Source organism: Bacillus oleivorans (genome assembly GCF_900207585.1).
Taxonomy (GTDB): domain Bacteria; phylum Bacillota; class Bacilli; order Bacillales; family JC228; genus Bacillus_BF; species Bacillus_BF oleivorans.
In genome coordinates this window covers 284538-301807 of record NZ_OAOP01000001.1, presented here as the reverse complement: position 1 = coordinate 301807, position 17270 = coordinate 284538, and the positions used below count along the sequence as shown (strand labels likewise).

At 42.7% G+C, this 17270-nt stretch carries 17 protein-coding genes and 1 pseudogene; 1 reads left to right on the top strand and 17 read right to left on the bottom strand.

Annotated elements, in window-relative coordinates:
* The 14 genes and pseudogenes from CRO56_RS01415 to CRO56_RS01355 form a co-directional block, all read right to left on the bottom strand.
* Complete coding sequence (locus CRO56_RS01415; RefSeq protein WP_097156804.1) at nucleotides 1–390, bottom strand: ATP synthase subunit I; 390 nt, start codon at nucleotides 388–390, stop codon at nucleotides 1–3.
* A gap of 6 nt (nucleotides 391–396) precedes the next feature.
* Entirely contained in the window at nucleotides 397–618 is a 222-nt protein-coding gene (locus CRO56_RS01410; RefSeq protein ID WP_097156803.1) for an AtpZ/AtpI family protein, read from the bottom strand.
* Nucleotides 619–1439: 821 nt separating this feature from the next.
* On the bottom strand, nucleotides 1440–3692 hold the full coding sequence (locus CRO56_RS01405; protein WP_281257272.1) for a S8 family serine peptidase: 2253 nt from the start codon (nucleotides 3690–3692) through the stop codon (nucleotides 1440–1442).
* A 384-nt stretch (nucleotides 3693–4076) separates the two neighbouring features.
* A complete protein-coding gene (gene wecB / locus CRO56_RS01400) occupies nucleotides 4077–5222 on the bottom strand; it encodes a non-hydrolyzing UDP-N-acetylglucosamine 2-epimerase (RefSeq protein WP_097156802.1) in 1146 nt (381 codons plus the stop codon).
* A gap of 57 nt (nucleotides 5223–5279) precedes the next feature.
* On the bottom strand, nucleotides 5280–5909 hold the full coding sequence (gene upp, locus CRO56_RS01395) for a uracil phosphoribosyltransferase (RefSeq protein ID WP_097156801.1): 630 nt from the start codon (nucleotides 5907–5909) through the stop codon (nucleotides 5280–5282).
* Between the two features lie 228 nt (nucleotides 5910–6137).
* Nucleotides 6138–7382, bottom strand: a complete 1245-nt coding sequence (locus CRO56_RS01390) for a serine hydroxymethyltransferase (RefSeq protein WP_097156800.1) — start codon at nucleotides 7380–7382, stop codon at nucleotides 6138–6140.
* Nucleotides 7383–7507: 125 nt separating this feature from the next.
* A complete protein-coding gene (locus CRO56_RS01385; protein WP_097156799.1) occupies nucleotides 7508–7930 on the bottom strand; it encodes an NUDIX domain-containing protein in 423 nt (140 codons plus the stop codon).
* Nucleotides 7931–8120: 190 nt separating this feature from the next.
* Nucleotides 8121–8777, bottom strand: a complete 657-nt coding sequence (locus tag CRO56_RS22725; protein WP_097156798.1) for a M23 family metallopeptidase — start codon at nucleotides 8775–8777, stop codon at nucleotides 8121–8123.
* A 170-nt stretch (nucleotides 8778–8947) separates the two neighbouring features.
* Nucleotides 8948–9868, bottom strand: a complete 921-nt coding sequence (locus tag CRO56_RS01375) for a DMT family transporter (protein WP_097156797.1) — start codon at nucleotides 9866–9868, stop codon at nucleotides 8948–8950.
* A 739-nt stretch (nucleotides 9869–10607) separates the two neighbouring features.
* Nucleotides 10608–11177 (bottom strand): TIGR01440 family protein, encoded by a 570-nt coding sequence (locus tag CRO56_RS01370; RefSeq protein WP_097156796.1) that lies wholly within the window; start codon nucleotides 11175–11177, stop codon nucleotides 10608–10610.
* Between the two features lie 9 nt (nucleotides 11178–11186).
* The gene (gene rpiB / locus CRO56_RS01365) at nucleotides 11187–11633 is read right to left on the bottom strand and encodes a ribose 5-phosphate isomerase B (protein ID WP_097156795.1); all 447 of its coding nucleotides are present in this window, start codon (nucleotides 11631–11633) and stop codon (nucleotides 11187–11189) included.
* A gap of 187 nt (nucleotides 11634–11820) precedes the next feature.
* The gene (locus CRO56_RS01360) at nucleotides 11821–12747 is read right to left on the bottom strand and encodes a methyl-accepting chemotaxis protein (RefSeq protein ID WP_425427165.1); all 927 of its coding nucleotides are present in this window, start codon (nucleotides 12745–12747) and stop codon (nucleotides 11821–11823) included.
* A gap of 12 nt (nucleotides 12748–12759) precedes the next feature.
* Nucleotides 12760–12978: pseudogene (locus CRO56_RS23545) on the bottom strand (HAMP domain-containing protein); the annotation flags it as partial.
* Between the two features lie 153 nt (nucleotides 12979–13131).
* A complete protein-coding gene (locus tag CRO56_RS01355; protein ID WP_097156793.1) occupies nucleotides 13132–13563 on the bottom strand; it encodes a low molecular weight protein arginine phosphatase in 432 nt (143 codons plus the stop codon).
* A 256-nt stretch (nucleotides 13564–13819) separates the two neighbouring features.
* Here CRO56_RS01355 and CRO56_RS01350 point away from each other — a divergent pair, with 256 nt between their 5' ends.
* Nucleotides 13820–14680 carry an AraC family transcriptional regulator gene (locus CRO56_RS01350; RefSeq protein ID WP_097156792.1) on the top strand — a complete coding sequence of 287 codons (861 nt, stop codon included), beginning with the start codon at nucleotides 13820–13822 and terminating at the stop codon, nucleotides 14678–14680.
* Between the two features lie 51 nt (nucleotides 14681–14731).
* On the opposite strand, the gene CRO56_RS01345 is transcribed toward CRO56_RS01350, so the two are convergent.
* The 3 genes from CRO56_RS01345 to CRO56_RS01335 form a co-directional block, all read right to left on the bottom strand.
* Complete coding sequence (locus tag CRO56_RS01345; RefSeq protein WP_097157192.1) at nucleotides 14732–15247, bottom strand: manganese efflux pump MntP; 516 nt, start codon at nucleotides 15245–15247, stop codon at nucleotides 14732–14734.
* Nucleotides 15248–15560: 313 nt separating this feature from the next.
* Nucleotides 15561–16619, bottom strand: coding sequence for an L-threonylcarbamoyladenylate synthase (locus tag CRO56_RS01340; RefSeq protein ID WP_097156791.1), 1059 nt, complete (start codon nucleotides 16617–16619; stop codon nucleotides 15561–15563).
* A 179-nt stretch (nucleotides 16620–16798) separates the two neighbouring features.
* Complete coding sequence (locus tag CRO56_RS01335; RefSeq protein WP_097156790.1) at nucleotides 16799–17236, bottom strand: GNAT family N-acetyltransferase; 438 nt, start codon at nucleotides 17234–17236, stop codon at nucleotides 16799–16801.
* Nucleotides 17237–17270: the final 34 nt, after the last annotated feature.

The following is a 17270-nucleotide window of genomic DNA, read 5'->3' as shown; positions in this document are numbered from 1 at the left end:
TCACCTCTCTTCCCCGTTGTTTCTTTTGAGTATAGATTGAAGAAGCAAATCTATCATAATGACAATATAAAATGTCATTAATCCAATAATAACAGTGATTAGATCAAAAACCTCCGGGTATCTCAAGGCTATCGTCACTGCTAGTGCAGCTGTTGCCAGCCTTAACAGCATCCCCAGTCCCTTCGCTTTTTGACCCTGAACAACCGCTTCACCAAAACGGATTGTTTTCCTCACCAATATCCAAAAGTTAAACAGACTGAGGGTTGTCCCTAAAACTAGCCCTGCAAAAATCGTCTGATACGGTGTAAAGCCCCAACCAAGCACGTAGAAGGAGAGTAAAAACAATATATATTTTGATCCCCTTATAAAGATGGCTTTTAGGTCGTCCATTACACTCTAATCTCCCGAATTAAAATGGCGAAGCAAATGTAGCATGCTGTAAATCCCCGCGGTTAACCCCAAAAGCAGTCCAATAATAAGGAACAACGGCTCTGTGCCAATGGCCTTGTCTACCCATCTGCCTCCAAATATTCCAATAAGAATGCAGCCTACTAACTGTGAGAGTATGGCCGACATAAGAGCCATAGCGCGAAATGGATGGTGGTCATTCTTCTTCATGGAACTGACCTCTTAAATGGAGTGTTTACGGTGGTAAATCATACAGATTTCTAGTATAAACGGGGTTTTGAAAACCTTATCATTCTATACCAATGATTAGCATACAATAGGGGTTTGGTAATGTCAATTGATATCGTGAGAAAGTGAACATGTACTTTCGGGATGTTCACAAAATGATCATAAATTCAGATATGGTGCAGACTTTTCATACTTTTCGGTGTTTTTTGATAAAGGAGTATTTTGTCGAAAAAAGAGGAAGAAAGGACTAGGGCAGGAGGTGTGGCGGGATGAGGATCTGATGGGTACGTCGGACCTCGGATAGTGCCTTTTATCTCGGTTTGCTTGCTTTTTAGCTGGTATTTTATAAAATTTGATCCGTTTTTCTCATCACAGTACCAGTTTTACCGAACTAGTACTCGGTTTACAGAACTCAAGATCAGTTAACCAAACTCAGACCCGGTTTAACCGAACTTGGATTCCATTTTTCCGGACTTAGAACCCGTTTACCGAACTCAGATTCCATTTTACCTAACTCGGATCCTTGTTACCGAACTCGGATCCGTGTTTACCGAACTTAGAACTCTTTTATCAGAACGCGCATCTCTTTTATTGGAACTCAGACATCGGTATTGGAACACACACTTCGTTTTTCGGAACTCAGCCCTCTGTTATCGGAACGCGCACCCCGTTTTTCGGAACACAGTCCTAGGTTATCGGAACACGCACCCCGTTTTTCGGAACTCACACCCATTTTTTCCGAACTCACCCGCCTTTTATCAGAACCCACCACCATTAACCTATTCCCAGGCAACCGAACACATTCACTCCACCATCCTCGGTGCCAAAGAATTACTCCCTATCCGCCGATCCCCCGGAACCGGAATATAAATGTCCCTTTCCACGATGTCCTGCTTGCCGCTTTTCTTAGCAAACACCACTGCTTTAAAATAGCCCTTTGGCAATTGATTAAGAGGAAGCTCTCGGCTAACCATTCCTTTATGGACGTTTCTTTTCCAGTCTAAAAAGCCTTCGAACTTCAATGTGTCCGGGTCATATAAAGCGATTCCCATTTCATCGGCACCGCCTGGCAGGTACATTTCATATTTCCAAACATTTGGTTGATCACCAGGGCTGATGGAAAATCCCATCACCCGCGGATAATCTGGTTCATTCACGACAAACAAATAAGGAATCGATATGACCTGCTTGCCGGCGTTTAACTCCAAATAACCGTCATAAAGGGATTCGTCATTTGGCTCGAGTAAGGTCATTGAAATCGATACTTCTTTTTCTTCTCCCGGCTTTAACTCAAACGACTGAGGCAGCTGCCAGCGGATGACGTCGCTATGACCGGGCACGGAAAAGCTGTATGTCATATCGTTTTCGCCGACATTTTGAATTTGTAAATGAGCTGATCGTGTTTCAAGACCCTTCATGTCTGTATATTTACCGAGTACTAGTGAACCCGGCAGAACTAAGGTTTCGGTATGAATCGCCTCGGGCAGCTGTATCCGGCCTGCTCCCTGTTCAAAGGTATGATAACTGTCCCCGTCATTTTTGGTTAAAATCTTAGCCGTATTCATGAGGGCTGCCTTTACTTGTTCAGGGGTCCAATCCGGATGGGCTTGCAATAATAGGGCACATGCTCCTGCCACATGCGGTGCTGCCATGCTTGTCCCTTGTAAAGATAAGTATCCTTCCGGAACCGTGCTATTGATCGCCACGCCTGGAGCTACGACATCCGGCTTTATATCCCAAGTAGCTGTAACCGGTCCGCGTGAGCTAAAATCGGCAAGGACATCCTCTTCTTCTTTAAAAGACATGTGCCCCAGATTTTCACCATTCTTCATCGCCTTTAAGAGGGATTTCCCTTCCTTCTTCGAAATCGACGCTACGGGAATCGTTAGTTCTTCCTCCAGATTTCCGACAAAGGAGCCGTCGGTATTGTTGTAAATGATAACGCCTTCCGCTCCCTTTTCCTCGGCGTTTTTAACCTTTTCAGTAAAGGTGATTTCCCCTCTTTCAATAATAGCAATTTTACCAAAAGCATCTTCCAAATCTTTTGGTTTGCCTAATCCGCCATCAATTAGTTCATACGTTTTTTCAATTGTCCATCTTTCAGAATCGATTAACGGCTGCAATGTGATTTCTTTCTTTTCTGTTCCGTATGTAAGGACCGGAATTTTTAGCGGAGGGGTAGAAGCCCCTACCGATATAGCTTTTGAAGCAGTTCCTGGTGAACCTACTGTCCAGCGGTTTGGGCCTGTGTTTCCATTGGAGGTTACCGCAACAATTCCTTTTTTCACCGCTTCATTTAAAGCTAGGCTGACAGGTAAATCTGGTCCATTTACACTGCTTCCCAATGATAAATTAAGGACGTCGACCTTATCTTTAATCGCTTGCTCGATCGCAGCAATCACTTGCTCTGTTGTCCCAAATCCACCTGGTCCTAAAGCACGATAGGCAACTATTTTCGCTTCTGGTGCGACTCCCTGAAGTTTTCCGTTGGCAGCAATGATTCCCGCTACGTGGGTTCCGTGAAATGTATTTAATTCACGCCTGCTATGGGTTTCCATCGGATCCGAGTCCCCATCAACAAAATCTTTTCCTCCGCGGTAGCTGCCTCTTAAGTCCGGATGGGTGTAATCGATTCCTGTGTCAATAACGCCAACTGTTACACCTTTTCCGGTCAAACGCTGATTCTTGGCATCGAAGTAAGAACGTACATCATCTCCGCCTATGTGGGAGATGCTCTCTTCCCCCATCGCGCGATAAGGGTTAACCTCTGAAACAAGCGATATCGCTTGGACCTGTTCTAATTGGTTTAAATCCTTTACTTTTCCTTTTACAGAAAAGCCGTTCAATGCCTCGGCAAAATAATACCGAACCTGTAAACTAGGGTAATTTTGTAAAAAATGATCAATTTCTTCTTTGCTCATTTTATTTTCTAATATCACGATTGCAATTTTCTCTTCGTCTTGGTTTTCTTCTGGTAATGGCGGAATCTCAACTCCCATTACCGGCTTTCCTGCTAATAGATTGAGGAAAATGAAGCATAGCCAAAACCGTTTCATGAGGACACCCCTATTTCTTGCTGATTGATTTAAAAAAATCGCTTTTAATTAGACTTGCCTATTTTGGAAAGAATATGCTTTTTTAAATCAAACTGATGGGATGTTACCTGAGAATTCACTTTTGCACGATAATCGCATGTTTTTGCACGATAATCGCATGTTTTTGCACGTTAAATCGATTTTTCGCACGTTATATACGATTTTTGCACGTTATTTTAATTTTTTACACACAACCTGTTAAACTAATAAAATTTTAGCTGTGTATTCCGGTCAGAAGACAAATTTTACATCATAAATTTGCTCCTATTAAAAAAGGACCAAAAAAATGATGGTTTTCCATAAAAAAAGCGAAGACCCCCAAATCGAGTCTTCGCCCATAAACCATTATGCCTTAAAAGATTCCGGCTTTTCTGTTGTTTGTTTGAAATAGTAACGGATCGCTTCGGCAATTCGTGCAGAGGCTTGGCCGTCACCGTATGGATTTGATGCTTTTGACATTTTTTCGTACTCTTGCTCGTTTGTTAAAAGTTCATGTGCCAGATTGTAAATGGTATCCTCTTCTACCCCGGCAAGCTTGAGAGTACCTGCTTCGATTCCTTCCGGACGTTCCGTTGTATCTCTCAGCACGAGCACTGGTTTGCCAAGTGATGGAGCCTCTTCTTGGATTCCGCCTGAATCTGTGAGAATAATGGTGCTGCGTGATAAGAAGTTATGGAAATCAATTACGTCTAAAGGCTCAATTAAATGAATGCGCGGATCATTTCCTAAGATGTCATTGGCCGTTTCACGCACAGCCGGATTTAAGTGAACCGGGTACACGACTTGAACATCTTCGTGATTTTCTACAATTCGTTTAACCGCTTTAAACATACTTCTCATGTTTTCGCCCAGATTTTCGCGGCGGTGTGCGGTCATAAGCACTAACCGGTCAGAGCCGATCTTATCGAAAATTTCGTGGTGATAATCTTCTTTAACGGTTGTTTTTAAAGCATCGATTGCTGTATTACCCGTGATAAAAATAGAATCCGCTTGCTTATTTTCGTTGCGCAGATTCTCAGCTGATTTTTCCGTTGGAGCAAAATGCAAATCAGCCATCACTCCGGTTAGCTGACGATTCATTTCTTCAGGGTATGGCGAATATTTGTTCCAGGTCCGCAAACCTGCTTCCACATGGCCCACAGGAATTTGGTTGTAATAGGCAGCAAGAGCGGAAATAAAAGTCGTGGTTGTATCACCGTGGGCCAACACAATATCTGGCTTGGCTTCTTTCATGATTTGATCCAGACCCTCAAGTCCTCTTGTTGTGATATCAACCAACGTTTGGCGATCCTTCATGATGTTCAGGTCATAATCTGTTTCGATCCCAAAAATCTCAAGAACCTGATCCAGCATTTCCCGGTGCTGCGCGGTTACCGTTACAATCGTTTCAAATTGCTCCGGTCTTTTCTTTAATTCAAGGACTAGCGGAGCCATCTTAATAGCTTCAGGTCTTGTCCCAAATATCGTCATTACTTTAATTGGTCGATTCATTTGTTCCACCAGCTTTCTTTTATAAATTACCGTTGCGCTTGCTTCCGCCTTTAGAAATTACTTCGTTCCGAATAAACGGTCGCCTGCGTCTCCTAGTCCTGGTACGATGTAGCCGTGATCGTTTAGCCTCTCATCAAGAGCAGCAATATAAATATCTACATCTGGATGGGCTTCCTCTACTGCCTTTACCCCTTCAGGTGCGGCTATTAAACACATAAGCTTCATATGCTTAGCACCGCGTTTTTTCAAAGAGTTTAATGCTTCGACAGCAGATCCGCCTGTTGCAAGCATTGGGTCCACGACAATGAAATCACGTTCTTCCACATCAGAAGGAAGCTTCACATAGTATTCAACCGGCTTGAGTGTTTCTGGGTCTCTGTATAAGCCAATGTGACCCACTTTTGCGGCTGGTATCAGCTTTAATATCCCGTCAACCATGCCGATCCCAGCCCGTAAAATCGGAACAACACCTAATTTTTTACCCGATAATGTTTTTGCTTTAGCTTTACTTACGGGTGTTTCAATTTCTACTTCTTCGAGCGGAAGATCTCTAGTTGCTTCAAAAGCCATTAGTGTCGCCACTTCATCGACTAGCTCGCGGAATTCTTTTGTTCCTGTGTTTTTATCTCGTATGTACGTTAATTTATGTTGGATTAATGGATGATCGAAAACATATACCTTTGCCAAAAAAATCGCTCCTTTTCTTCATCGTAACGGACCTTACTATAAACTCCCGTTATCCATATTCTACACACTTCGTCTCATTTTACAGAAAAAAAAGTGAACCAGCAATAAAGATAATAAAATGTCATGAAAATGTAGCTGACAGGAAACTGGATGCCGTCCCTTCACGTAACCTTTCGAACCCAAATAACCCCCAAACTCTAAGGTAGAGTTTGAGGGTTTTCGTTCCAACTATCCTCTTTCAGGGTAAAGGGTAAAGCGGCTTGTCAAAGCTGAAACGTCTTGCTTTGCTTGTTCTAATACTTTTTCATCGTCATTATTCTTTAAGACACGGCTGATAATGGACGCAATTTCTGCCATTTCTTCTTTTCCAAAACCGCGGGATGTAACAGCCGCTGTACCAATACGGATTCCGCTTGTTACAAATGGACTTTCTGGATCAAATGGAATCGTGTTTTTATTAACCGTGATTCCGACTTCATCCAAAATCTTTTCAGCAAATTTACCAGTAAGACCTAAAGAACGAACATCGACTAGTAAAAGGTGATTGTCTGTTCCGCTAGAAACTAGAGTCAAGCCTTCTTTTTGAAGGGCATCTGCCAGGGTTTGGGCATTGGTGATAATATTTTGTGCATATTCCTTAAAGCTTTCATCCAATACTTCCCCTAATGCGACTGCTTTGGCAGCAATTACGTGCATAAGCGGACCGCCTTGAATTCCAGGGAAGATCGCTTTATCGATTTGTTTCGCGAATTCTTCTTTACATAGAATCATACCGCCGCGAGGTCCGCGAAGGGTTTTATGAGTTGTGGTAGTGACAAAATCAGCATAAGGAACTGGATTTGGATGCAATCCTGCTGCCACTAAACCGGCAATATGAGCCATATCCACCATTAAGTAGGCTCCGACTTCATCCGCAATCTCTCTGAACTTTTTGAAATCAATCTCTCTAGGGTATGCACTTGCACCCGCAACGATTAGCTTCGGCTTATGTTCTTTTGCTTTTTGCAGAACATCTTCATAGCTAATCGTATGAGTTTTTTCATCTACCCCATATTCAACGAAATTATATTGAATTCCGCTAAAGTTAACCGGACTGCCATGTGTTAAGTGGCCGCCATGAGAAAGGTTCATTCCCAGCACCGTATCTCCTGGCTGTAAAATGGTGAAGTAAACCGCCATATTTGCTTGAGCCCCAGAATGAGGCTGAACATTCGCGTGATCTGCGCCAAAAATTTGCTTGGCACGGTCTCTTGCAATATTTTCTACAACGTCTACATATTCACAACCACCGTAGTAACGCTTAGCCGGATAGCCTTCTGCATATTTATTGGTTAAGACAGAGCCTTGGGCTTCCATGACAGCTTCTGAAACGAAATTTTCAGAGGCAATTAACTCGATCTTAGTACGCTGACGGCCCAATTCTTTCTGGATCGCTTCAAACACTTGTAAGTCCTGTTCTTTAATATGGCTCATTGACACTTCCCCCTTATAGACATTTTTCGATTCTAAAACGACGTCCTTATTGTATCACGAATATATAGGGCCGTTCCACGTCTTATTTATTGAAAAGCTCTTTCAATTTTTTCTATTTAAAAAACTTACCGGGTGATTTGTTCCGCTCGCTTGATACTTTCCTTGAGCCAAGGAGGAGAATCTGGGTGGTTCATAATTTCTTCAGTTGTCAGCCAATAAATATTTTCGACTTCGTCCGGACTTTTCCGATAAGGTTCACCTTTCTTTATTTCGCATAAGAATACAATATCAACTACACGGATATTGTCATCTGCAATAAAGGAAGTGCTATGTACATATTGGATGTTATTTGTAATCGTAACTCCGACCTCTTCTTCTACTTCGCGCTTAATGGTTTCCTCCAGCACATCTTGAACAATGCCGCCACTGTCGACTTTCCCGCCTACGAGCGACAAGGTCCCCGCAGCATGTTCTTCCTTGAGACCTCTTTGTATTACAAGCCATTTCTCATTTTTCATAATCGCTGCTTCGACATTTACGATAAACATAGGCAGCGCCTCCTAATCTGACTCTATTTGATTACCAGTCTATCAGTTCTTTTATTTAGATACATTATCTTTTTTAAAAGCTCTTTTCGTAAACTTTGTTGCTCCCAGTACTCATTTTTTCTACAATCTTTCCGAAAATAGCCTTTCAAAAAATAAAAAAGCCGCGAGGCGGCTATTATTCTGTTACATGTTAAGCTTCTTGGATATAGACAATCCAGCCAAATGCATCGCGAACCTGCTGCGCTGCTCTGTCAGCTGAGGCCTTGCCTGTAAATGTTCCTGTCACGATCCGATAATTAGGGTTGAAATCAGTAGAATCAGCCTTTTCATAGATTACCCAATTGAATCGGGATCTCATCTTTCTTAAAGCTTCTACGAATGACTCTGCATTCGGAAATGTACCTGTCACTAAACGATATCGTTGAGTATCCGTTTCTTCCCGTTGTAAGTATGAAAGAGGATTCACAGCATTTGTTTTATTAATATTCCATCTCCCCCTATGAAGTTCAAAGTGTAGATGTTGACCTGACGAGTCCCCTGTGTTTCCCATAATTCCGATGACCTGTCCTTGCCGGACCCGGTCGCCTTCCTTTACACGCCTCGAGCCTTCGCGCAGGTGGGCATATACCGACTCCCACGTTTGCCCGTCGATGACGTGGACAATAAAAATTGCCTCCCCATAGCTGCTGGATACATAGGACCTGGAAACAGTGCCATCAGCCGTAGCATAAATTTCATGTGTCCCTGGTTCTGCAAAATCTACGCCATGGTGGTTCGGCCGCGAAGATGTACGAAATCCGCTAGTCACACGTTCGACATCTGTTGGATATATAAACAGTATTACCATCTCCTTTCAATCATCCATGATGGTTCTCCTATACCAGTATATGAAGCTACTTTTTTAGTTGTCCGCCCTTTCGATTTCCACTTTTTAGGGAGAACTACCCATATTCCACTTTTTTGGCTAATCTCATGCTTTTATTTATGAAAAAAGAAGCAGCAATATGCGGCTCCTTTTTAATTTCTTTCCAAGTTTATCCTGTTGTTTGCATGATTGGTTCGCTGATAGGTTGCGATTCCGACAGCTGTAAGTATTAAAATGGCCCCCATTAAAAAGCTCATCGAAAGGTCTTCACTAAGCAGCAGCCACCCCAGAATTGACCCTACTAGCGGCTGGAAAAAGAAAAATAAAGATCCAATCCCTGCCTCCATTAACTCTAAGCCTTTATTCCATAAGAAAAATGCCCCCGCGGTTGAAACAAAACCAAGGTAAATAACGGACAAAGATAGTAGTAATGGCGAAGAAAAGCTCCACCCTACTGTGAACGCCTCCCAAATAAAGAAAGGAGTTGTCCAAAGCCAACCAAATCCAACCGCATATGTTGTAATGACTAGTGAACTATGGTGTGCTGACGCCATTTTGACAAATACCGAAAGAAGGGCCCAGGTAACCGCTGCTATGACTAAAATCAGATTTCCCAGCAGTGAAGTTTGACTTTGGCTTGGCGACAGACCAATAACCATGATAACTCCAATGGTTGAGAGAATAAGAGCGGCTAGCTTTTTTACAGTCAATTTTTCTTTTAATAGGATCCAGGCAAAAATAAAAATAAATGCTGGAGATGCGGAAGTAATTAAAGACCCCATGCTTGCATTGGAGAGTTTTGTCCCCCAGAATTGGGCGGCAATCGAGATAAAATAGCCAATTAATCCAATCCAGGCAAATTGGAACCAGTCCTTTTTTCGAAGAGGTCGTGTATCCTTTTGTCGGGTCCCTTTTAAAATTGCGTAAAGCAGTCCGAACCCAAGCAAATAACGAAGCCACATTAAACCAAATGGCGGAATCTGATCTAGCGAATATTTACTGACAACGTACATCCCGCCCCAAATACTGGCGGCTGCCGTTAAACAAATCGCTCCTAGTACATTTTTGCTCATTATGTATCACCCTGCATTCTTAGAAAAGTTATCGAGTTTGCTTTAACTATATTTTGACTTATTCTAATCACGTAATCAGTAGTTATTTCGACATGATTTTTAGGAATTTCTACTTTATGTAAAAACTGCTTAGTTTGGTTGTAATATTAATATGGTTTTTCGGAAATCAGTATCAGTTTTTTTCGGAACTTAGCGCCGGTTTTTCGGAACTCAGGTATTGTTTTTCGGAATTCGGCTATCGTTTATAGGAACTTAAGCCTCATTTATCGGAACTCATGCACCGTTTTTCGGAACTCAGCCATCGTTTTTCGGAATTCGGCTATCGTTTATGGGAACTCAAGCCTCATTTATCGGAACTCATGCACCGTTTTTCGGAACTCAACCATCGTTTTTCGGAATTCGGCTTGTATTTTTCGAAACTTACAGCCGTTTTTATCAATTAATTCTTTTTATTCGATATTCTTGATCATTTAAAGCGAACTCAGTTTCCGTTAACAGAACTCAGACCGATTTAACCGGACTCAGCACCTATTTAACCGAACTCGGCAATCCTTTTAGCGAACTCAAGTTAGTTTTACCGAACTCAGCAATCCGATAAACGAACTCAATCCTTTTTAACCGAACTCGGCTACCCTTTAAACGAACTTAAACCCATTTAACCGAACTCACACTGTTTTTCGGAACTCACTACCTCACCTACAAAAAAACTCCCGCCAACCAGATGGCGGAAGCCTAAAGTTTAACACGATTGATTTTCTCGAGAATCGACGTAAACGGCCCGTTCGCCGCCGATGAGTTTTGGTCTTGTTTTGGCTAATGTTACATGGGCGTGGCCGACTTGCTTTTTCTCGGTCCGAATTGGAACGACTACCGGTTTTAGATGCATGCCTATGAAGGTGTCACCGATGTCAATTCCAGCGTGAGCTTTGATTGACTCTACAACGACTGGATTTTTAAAGTGTTGATAAGCAAAGGTAGCCATCGCACCGCCCGCTTTCCGAACTGGTATGACGGTTACTTCTTCTAATCCGAATTTTTCAGCCGTTTCTTCTTCTACTACTATGGCGCGATTCAAATGTTCACAGCATTGAAACGCAAGATGAACTTTTGTCCGGTCCTGAAGGCTTTGAAGCTCTTTAAAAATCATTTCCGCCACTTGTTCGGTTCCTGCAGTTCCAATTCGTTTGCCGGCAATTTCACTGGTACTGCAGCCAATAACGAGAATCTGCTTTTGATTCAGCGAAACCTGGGATTCGAAGTCTTGAATGATGTCTCTCCAATCATCTTCGCACGTTTTTAACCAATCCATTTTGGCACCCTATAGGTTCTTTTCTTCGTATTCCTTAATTTTTCCGATCCGCTTATCATGACGGCCGCCTTCGTATTCCGTCGTTAGCCAGACACGAGCAATTTCGCGGGCGAGGCCTGGTCCGATTACACGCTCACCCATTGCCAGCATATTGCTGTCATTATGCTGACGGGTTGCTTTGGCACTGAACACGTCATGGACAAGGGCACAGCGAATTCCCTTTACTTTATTAGCGGAAATCGACATTCCGATTCCAGTTCCGCAAATCAAAATTCCTCTGTCAAACTCGCCGCTGGCTACTCTTTCTGCAACCGGCAATGCATAGTCCGGATAGTCCACCGATGTTTCACATTCACAGCCCATATCTTCAAATTCAAGCCCTAATTCAGTCAATAATGATTTAATTTCTTCTCTTAAGTTGATTCCGCCATGATCTGAAGCAATGACAACCTTCACGTAAGGTTCACTCCTTATTTATTGTCTCTAGCCTTATTTTGGCATAGATTCTGAGAATTATAAAGGGAAACGTCCCCAGTAAAATGCATTAGACAAACCCCGAGTGAGTGGGAAGTGAATCCGTGATAGAAGACAAACCCCGAATGAAAATGAATAACCCCCTTAATCAGATAAGGGGGCAGTTTGTTTATACGTGAAACTTTGCAATGGCTGCTTTCAGTTTATCGGCTTGGAATTTTAATTCATTTGCCATTTCTTCGACATTTTGGATGACTCTTGCCTGCTCTTGGGTAGCTGCAGCTACTTCCTGAGCTCCGGCTGAAGTCTCTTCTACGATTGCTGCCACTTCTTGTGATTGTGTGGCTGTGTTGCGGATGTGTTCCATTTGCTTTTCAACTAAATCAGAGATGGCTTGAATCGATTCGGCCACTTCATGGATGGTACTCGCCATTTCTTCCATTGCCGTTTGGGTTGCATTCCCTTTGTTTGTCTCTTCTTCGGCTTTTTTCACTTGTGCCGTAATTTGATTTACTACGTTACGAACCTCAGCTTGAATACTTTGGATCAATTTTGAAATATCGGAAACCGCCTTCTGACTTTCATCGGCCAGGTGTCGAACTTCTTCAGCTACAACGGCAAACCCTTTTCCGTGCTCACCAGCGCGAGCTGCTTCAATTGAAGCATTAAGGGCAAGGAGATTGGTTTGTTCTGCGATGTCGCCAACGAGTTTGATAATTTGTCCGATTTTTTTTGCGTGATCTTCCAGTTCTTTAACGACATTTAATGACTGTTCATTCTCGCGTGAGAGTTCACCCATCCCTTTTAATAGAGATTGAATGACTTCTGTACTCTTTTTCAAATCTTGCACCATGTTCTCAGAAACTTCTTTTGCAGACTGCGCTTTTTCCCGAACGTTGTCTGCAATTTTTACAACATCTTCCACAGATTCGGCTGTGGTTTGAACCGATGAAGCTGAATTATCCGCACCAGTCGAGATCTCACTAATCGTACGAGAGATACTTTCCGCCTGGGAAGCTGCTCTTTCCGATTCTAACGTTATTGCTATTACCTTTTCGCCTGTTTCCTGAGCGGCCTCGCCGACCTCTTTTACCATTTCTCTTAGGTTGGCAGACATTTGCTGAAAGGCCAAACCTAATGAACGGATTTCATCGTCCGAAGCAGAAACTGTGATATCGGTATGAAGGTTTCCTGCTGCTGTTTCCAGTGCAGCCTTCTCTAAATGCTTTAATGGCTTTATGATCCAGCCTGCTGCAAAAAAGGCTAATATGCCAGACCAAATAATTCCTAATACTAACGTTAAAAGGGTGAAAGTGGTATCACTCATCGGGATTGCTTTGGTGATCGGTTCGTATAAAACTGATAAAAAGATCGCACTTGTCGAATAAGTGATAATTGCCAATATGCTTGTTAAGGCAATTAATTTTTTTCGTAAGCTAAATTTGTAGTTAACTTGTTCCCCCAAGGTAGTCTCCCTCCGTTATGCTTCATTCTCTAATTTTTTTACTACTTTTTTCAATAATTCATTTAACTCTGAAAAGGTCTGGCGGTACTCATAGACGCTTCCGCCATATGGGTCGATCACATCACCCATTTCGTCTGCAAATTCTTTTATTGTAAATGTCTTATTTTGGACCGAAGGGTAACGATGTAATAGGTGCCCCTTATGGCTTTCAGTCATGGTCAAAATATGAGTGGCCCAATCTAAGATTTCAGGTGTAACCGGTTGTGATGAATGATGGTATAAAATATCATTTTCAGATAAAACCTGCTTCGTTTGTGGTGTTGCATCACTGCCTGCAGCAGCAAAAATACCTGCAGATTTTGCTTCAATTCCCAATTGGTTCATAATTGCAGCAGCCATCGGACTGCGACATGTATTCCCTGTACAGACGAACAAAAGACGTTTCATGTCCTCATCCTCCTCATGCTACCATTATAACCCAGTAATGTCATCGATAGTAGAGCGTGACGTCCTATTCTGATACCATTTCATATTTCTATCTTTTATATCGGATTCATCGCATGTTTGTTTATCAAGATTGCCTTTTTTAAAAAGGAATTTTTCTAAAAAACTTGAAAATACAAGTATACCTGACGAAACAAAGCATAGAAAGACAGGATTCTGGTTCGGAATGCAGGTAGGATAACGTTAAGGAGTGAGCGATATGGGATGGGTTGAATCAATTCAGAAGGCGATTAACTATATGGAAGATCATTTACTGGAAGATATTTCGGCGGAAGATATTGCAAAGGCGGCTAATTCCTCCGCTTTTCACTTTCAGCGAACATTTAACATTTTGACTGATCTGACTATAGGTGAATACATTAGACGCCGGCGTTTGACGCTCGCTGCTCATGAACTTTCACTGCAAAAATGCAAAGTGATTGATTTAGCCTACAAGTATGGCTATGACACTCCAGAAGCTTTCACGAAAGCCTTTCGCAGACAGCACGGGATTTCCCCGAGTGAGGTTCGAAAGTATAGCGGAAAGCTGAAATCTTATAATCGCCTGACGATACAGGTGAGTCTGAAGGGAGCCGAACCAATGCAAGTAAAAATTTTAGAAAAAGACCGTTTTAAGGCGGTCGGAGTCAAGCGCGAGTTTTCATTGGAAAACGAGGAGAATACGAAGGGAATTCCATTTATGTGGGATGAGGTTCACCGAAATGGAACGAATGATTTATTAGCGAAGCTGAATAACGGTCAGATTCGCGGTTTACTGGGTGTATGTGTGGATCAAAGGGCTGCAAAAGAACAAATGATCGAATACTGGATTGCTGTTCATTATAATGGCGATACACCAGAGAAGTTATTAGAATTAGAAATCCCTGCTTCCAAATGGGCGGTGTTTGAGGTTCACGGACCTATGCCACATGCAATGCAAAAAGTGTGGAAGCAAATTTTCTCAGAATGGTTTCCTTCCAGCGGTTATGAACATGCGGGAACACCAGAATTAGAAGTGTATCCGCATGATAATCCTACCGATCCAAATTATTATTCTGAGATTTGGATTCCAGTGAAATAAGGTGTTTCACATTCCTGAAGAAGAGCTTGGATCGATTTCCAAGCTCCTTTTTTAAATTGGAATTAGTAATTTAATGCCAAAAACAAAAAGGATGCTGCCGCCTAACGCTTCACTGTATTGACCCAGCAGCCCCTGCACCTTTCTCCCCAGCAGGAGCCCAACCCAAGTTAATACAGTTGCTACAATGCCGAAGCACACAATCGCAAGCAACGTTTGAACTCCATATATTCCTAATGTCAGCCCGACAGAAAAACTGTCTAAACTTACACTTACAGCAAAAATAATGAGTCCCATTCCAACTGGCCGGATGTGGCTTGTTTCTTCCGCTTGAAAGCTGGCCCAAAACATTTGAATCCCCAAGACAATTAACAAAATGCCCCCTGCATAGCTTGCCACTTGCCCAAAGGTATCTGATAAAAAATGTCCTGTAATCATACCGAGTAACGGCATCCATATATGAAAAAACCCTACTGTTACACCAATTAAGGCGATTTGCTTTAATCTCAGCTTGATCATCCCCATCCCAAGCCCTACGGAAAAGGCATCCATGCCTAAAGCAAAAGCCATTATTAATAATGTGATGAGTTCACCAAACGTAGCCACTCTCTTTCCCCCTTTGGACTTGCCTTAATTTAACATATGCATGTCCGAAATCATTTAGAAGGCTGATTCCGCGGGAATTGAAAAAATGTGCTGATGGGGGAGTGCTTGTGGTTATTTTGGTTTTAGGGATTGTTTGTTTGTGAGATGGCGGTTTACATATGTAGGAAGGTGGTTTTTTGCTCTTGGTAGCGGGGGCAGACTTCACAAGGGGCTTTTTTCAAAAAAGCACGGGATGCACCAGCTTCAAACCCCAGCACATCCCACTTTTTTTAAGCAGCTATTTAGCTAAATCCGCTTGGGTCAACACCCGATTCCCCGCTGCCTTCCGCAGTCGGTTCATAATAGCTTGTCCGACGCCTTCTTCAGGGAAACAGAGACTGAGGAGGATGTCCACATCCAATACATCGCTTTTGCGGAGACTATCATAAAGCGAATGAGCAATACTGGATAGATCTGCTTGACTTCCCATGACAATAATTGCATCCGCATCGATTTTAGCCTGATTTTCCCTGGTTGTGATGACTCCTATCCGTTTGCCATCTCTTTTAAATTGGTTGACAAAGCTTTGCAGCAATTCCGAGGTTCCATCCACCAAATACAATGGATGGTCAGGGGCATAATGACGATATTTCATTCCCGGTGCTCTCGGCGCTTCCTTTTCATCCTTAAGAGCTGGATCAACGATTACCTCGCCAACCACTTCTTTAATCGCATCAGCTGTAATGCTTCCCGGTCTTAAAATGACAGGAACCTCTCCGGTGCAATCGACAACCGTCGATTCCAAGCCGTAACCGGTCTCTCCTCCGTCAATCACACCTTTTATAAATCCGTTCAGATCATCCATCACATGCTCTGCACTTGTTGGACTTGGTTTGCCGGATCGATTGGCACTTGGAGCTGCCACCGGTACACCGGCAGCTCTTAACAAGGCGAATGCAACTGGATGCTCTGGAATCCGGATAGCCACTGTATCTAAACCGGCTGTTACGAGCTCAGAAAACACGCCCTCTTTCTTTTTAAAGATTAAGGAGATCGGTCCTGGACAGAAGGCTTCTATTAATTGTTGCCCGACTGGAGTTACTTCATCTACTAATTCTTTCATTTGCTTTGGGTCCGCAATATGTACAATAAGGGGATTATCGCTCGGTCTCCCCTTAGCTTCAAAGATTTTTTTCACAGCCTGTGAGTCTGTTGCATTAGCGCCTAATCCGTAGACTGTTTCGGTCGGAAATGCAATCACTTCCCCCTTACAAAGATAATCAGCTGCTTGTTTGATCTCTGGGGTTTCCCACAATTCATCCACATTTATATCCACAATCCACAGAGTTGTCCCCATAAGTTCACACCCTTCCACCATTTATTTTGCTCTATTTTCCTCATAATTGTCCACATTTTGTGGGTAGGTAGTGGATAAATCTGTGGATAATACCCATTTTCCCGACTTTTCTCCTAGCATCCAAAACCACTTATCCACAATTCGACAAATTTCGGGGCGTGGCAGGCGCGTGTGCATCCTTATCTGCGCATGAAGGTGACGTTTTGGGTTTGCAGGAGTTGTTTGCCGTGAGCAGATTGGGAAAGTTCATTGGGCAAGTCTTCTTTTTCCACAGCGGTAAATCCTAGGGCCGAAAGGAATGGAATCGAGCTCATGCGGTTGGTTGCCAGCAAGATTTGGTTTACTTTTTTTTCTTGCGCGAGCTGAAGCATTTTTTCAAAAAGGAGAAAAATGCCTTCTTCTTCTACTTTTGGCAACACGACAAAAGATCGCATTAAGCCCACCGTTCCCAATGGTTCAATTCCCAGGCAGGCTACCCACTCTTTCTGATCGTTCTCCAAAAGAATAAAGTATTCAAATAATTGATCCACACCCTCAGTACTTAATTCAGCGTTTTCTAAAAAAAGCTTTAAAAAGCCTACATCCTCTTTTGTGGCCAATCTTGATTTATATCCCATATTCTATCACCTCTTTTTGATCTCTTGTCACATT

Excerpts from the sequence above, each read along its gene's own strand:
- CRO56_RS01345 (WP_097157192.1), bottom strand. The coding sequence starts at position 15,247 with ATGGCTTTTGCTTTAGGCATGGATGCCTTTTCCGTAGGGCTTGGGATG.
- wecB (WP_097156802.1), bottom strand. The coding sequence starts at position 5,222 with ATGAATCGACCAATTAAAGTAATGACGATATTTGGGACAAGACCTGAA.
- CRO56_RS01385 (WP_097156799.1), bottom strand. The coding sequence starts at position 7,930 with ATGTTTATCGTAAATGTCGAAGCAGCGATTATGAAAAATGAGAAATGG.
- CRO56_RS01390 (WP_097156800.1), bottom strand. The coding sequence starts at position 7,382 with ATGAGCCATATTAAAGAACAGGACTTACAAGTGTTTGAAGCGATCCAG.
- CRO56_RS01410 (WP_097156803.1), bottom strand. The coding sequence starts at position 618 with ATGAAGAAGAATGACCACCATCCATTTCGCGCTATGGCTCTTATGTCG.
- CRO56_RS01340 (WP_097156791.1), bottom strand. The coding sequence starts at position 16,619 with ATGGGGACAACTCTGTGGATTGTGGATATAAATGTGGATGAATTGTGG.
- CRO56_RS22725 (WP_097156798.1), bottom strand. The coding sequence starts at position 8,777 with ATGGTAATACTGTTTATATATCCAACAGATGTCGAACGTGTGACTAGC.
- CRO56_RS01405 (WP_281257272.1), bottom strand. The coding sequence starts at position 3,692 with ATGAAACGGTTTTGGCTATGCTTCATTTTCCTCAATCTATTAGCAGGA.
- CRO56_RS01335 (WP_097156790.1), bottom strand. The coding sequence starts at position 17,236 with ATGGGATATAAATCAAGATTGGCCACAAAAGAGGATGTAGGCTTTTTA.
- CRO56_RS01355 (WP_097156793.1), bottom strand. The coding sequence starts at position 13,563 with ATGAAACGTCTTTTGTTCGTCTGTACAGGGAATACATGTCGCAGTCCG.
- CRO56_RS01415 (WP_097156804.1), bottom strand. The coding sequence starts at position 390 with ATGGACGACCTAAAAGCCATCTTTATAAGGGGATCAAAATATATATTG.
- CRO56_RS01375 (WP_097156797.1), bottom strand. The coding sequence starts at position 9,868 with ATGAGCAAAAATGTACTAGGAGCGATTTGTTTAACGGCAGCCGCCAGT.
- CRO56_RS01370 (WP_097156796.1), bottom strand. The coding sequence starts at position 11,177 with ATGGATTGGTTAAAAACGTGCGAAGATGATTGGAGAGACATCATTCAA.
- CRO56_RS01360 (WP_425427165.1), bottom strand. The coding sequence starts at position 12,747 with ATGGTAAAAGAGGTCGGCGAGGCCGCTCAGGAAACAGGCGAAAAGGTA.
- CRO56_RS01350 (WP_097156792.1), top strand. The coding sequence starts at position 13,820 with ATGGGATGGGTTGAATCAATTCAGAAGGCGATTAACTATATGGAAGAT.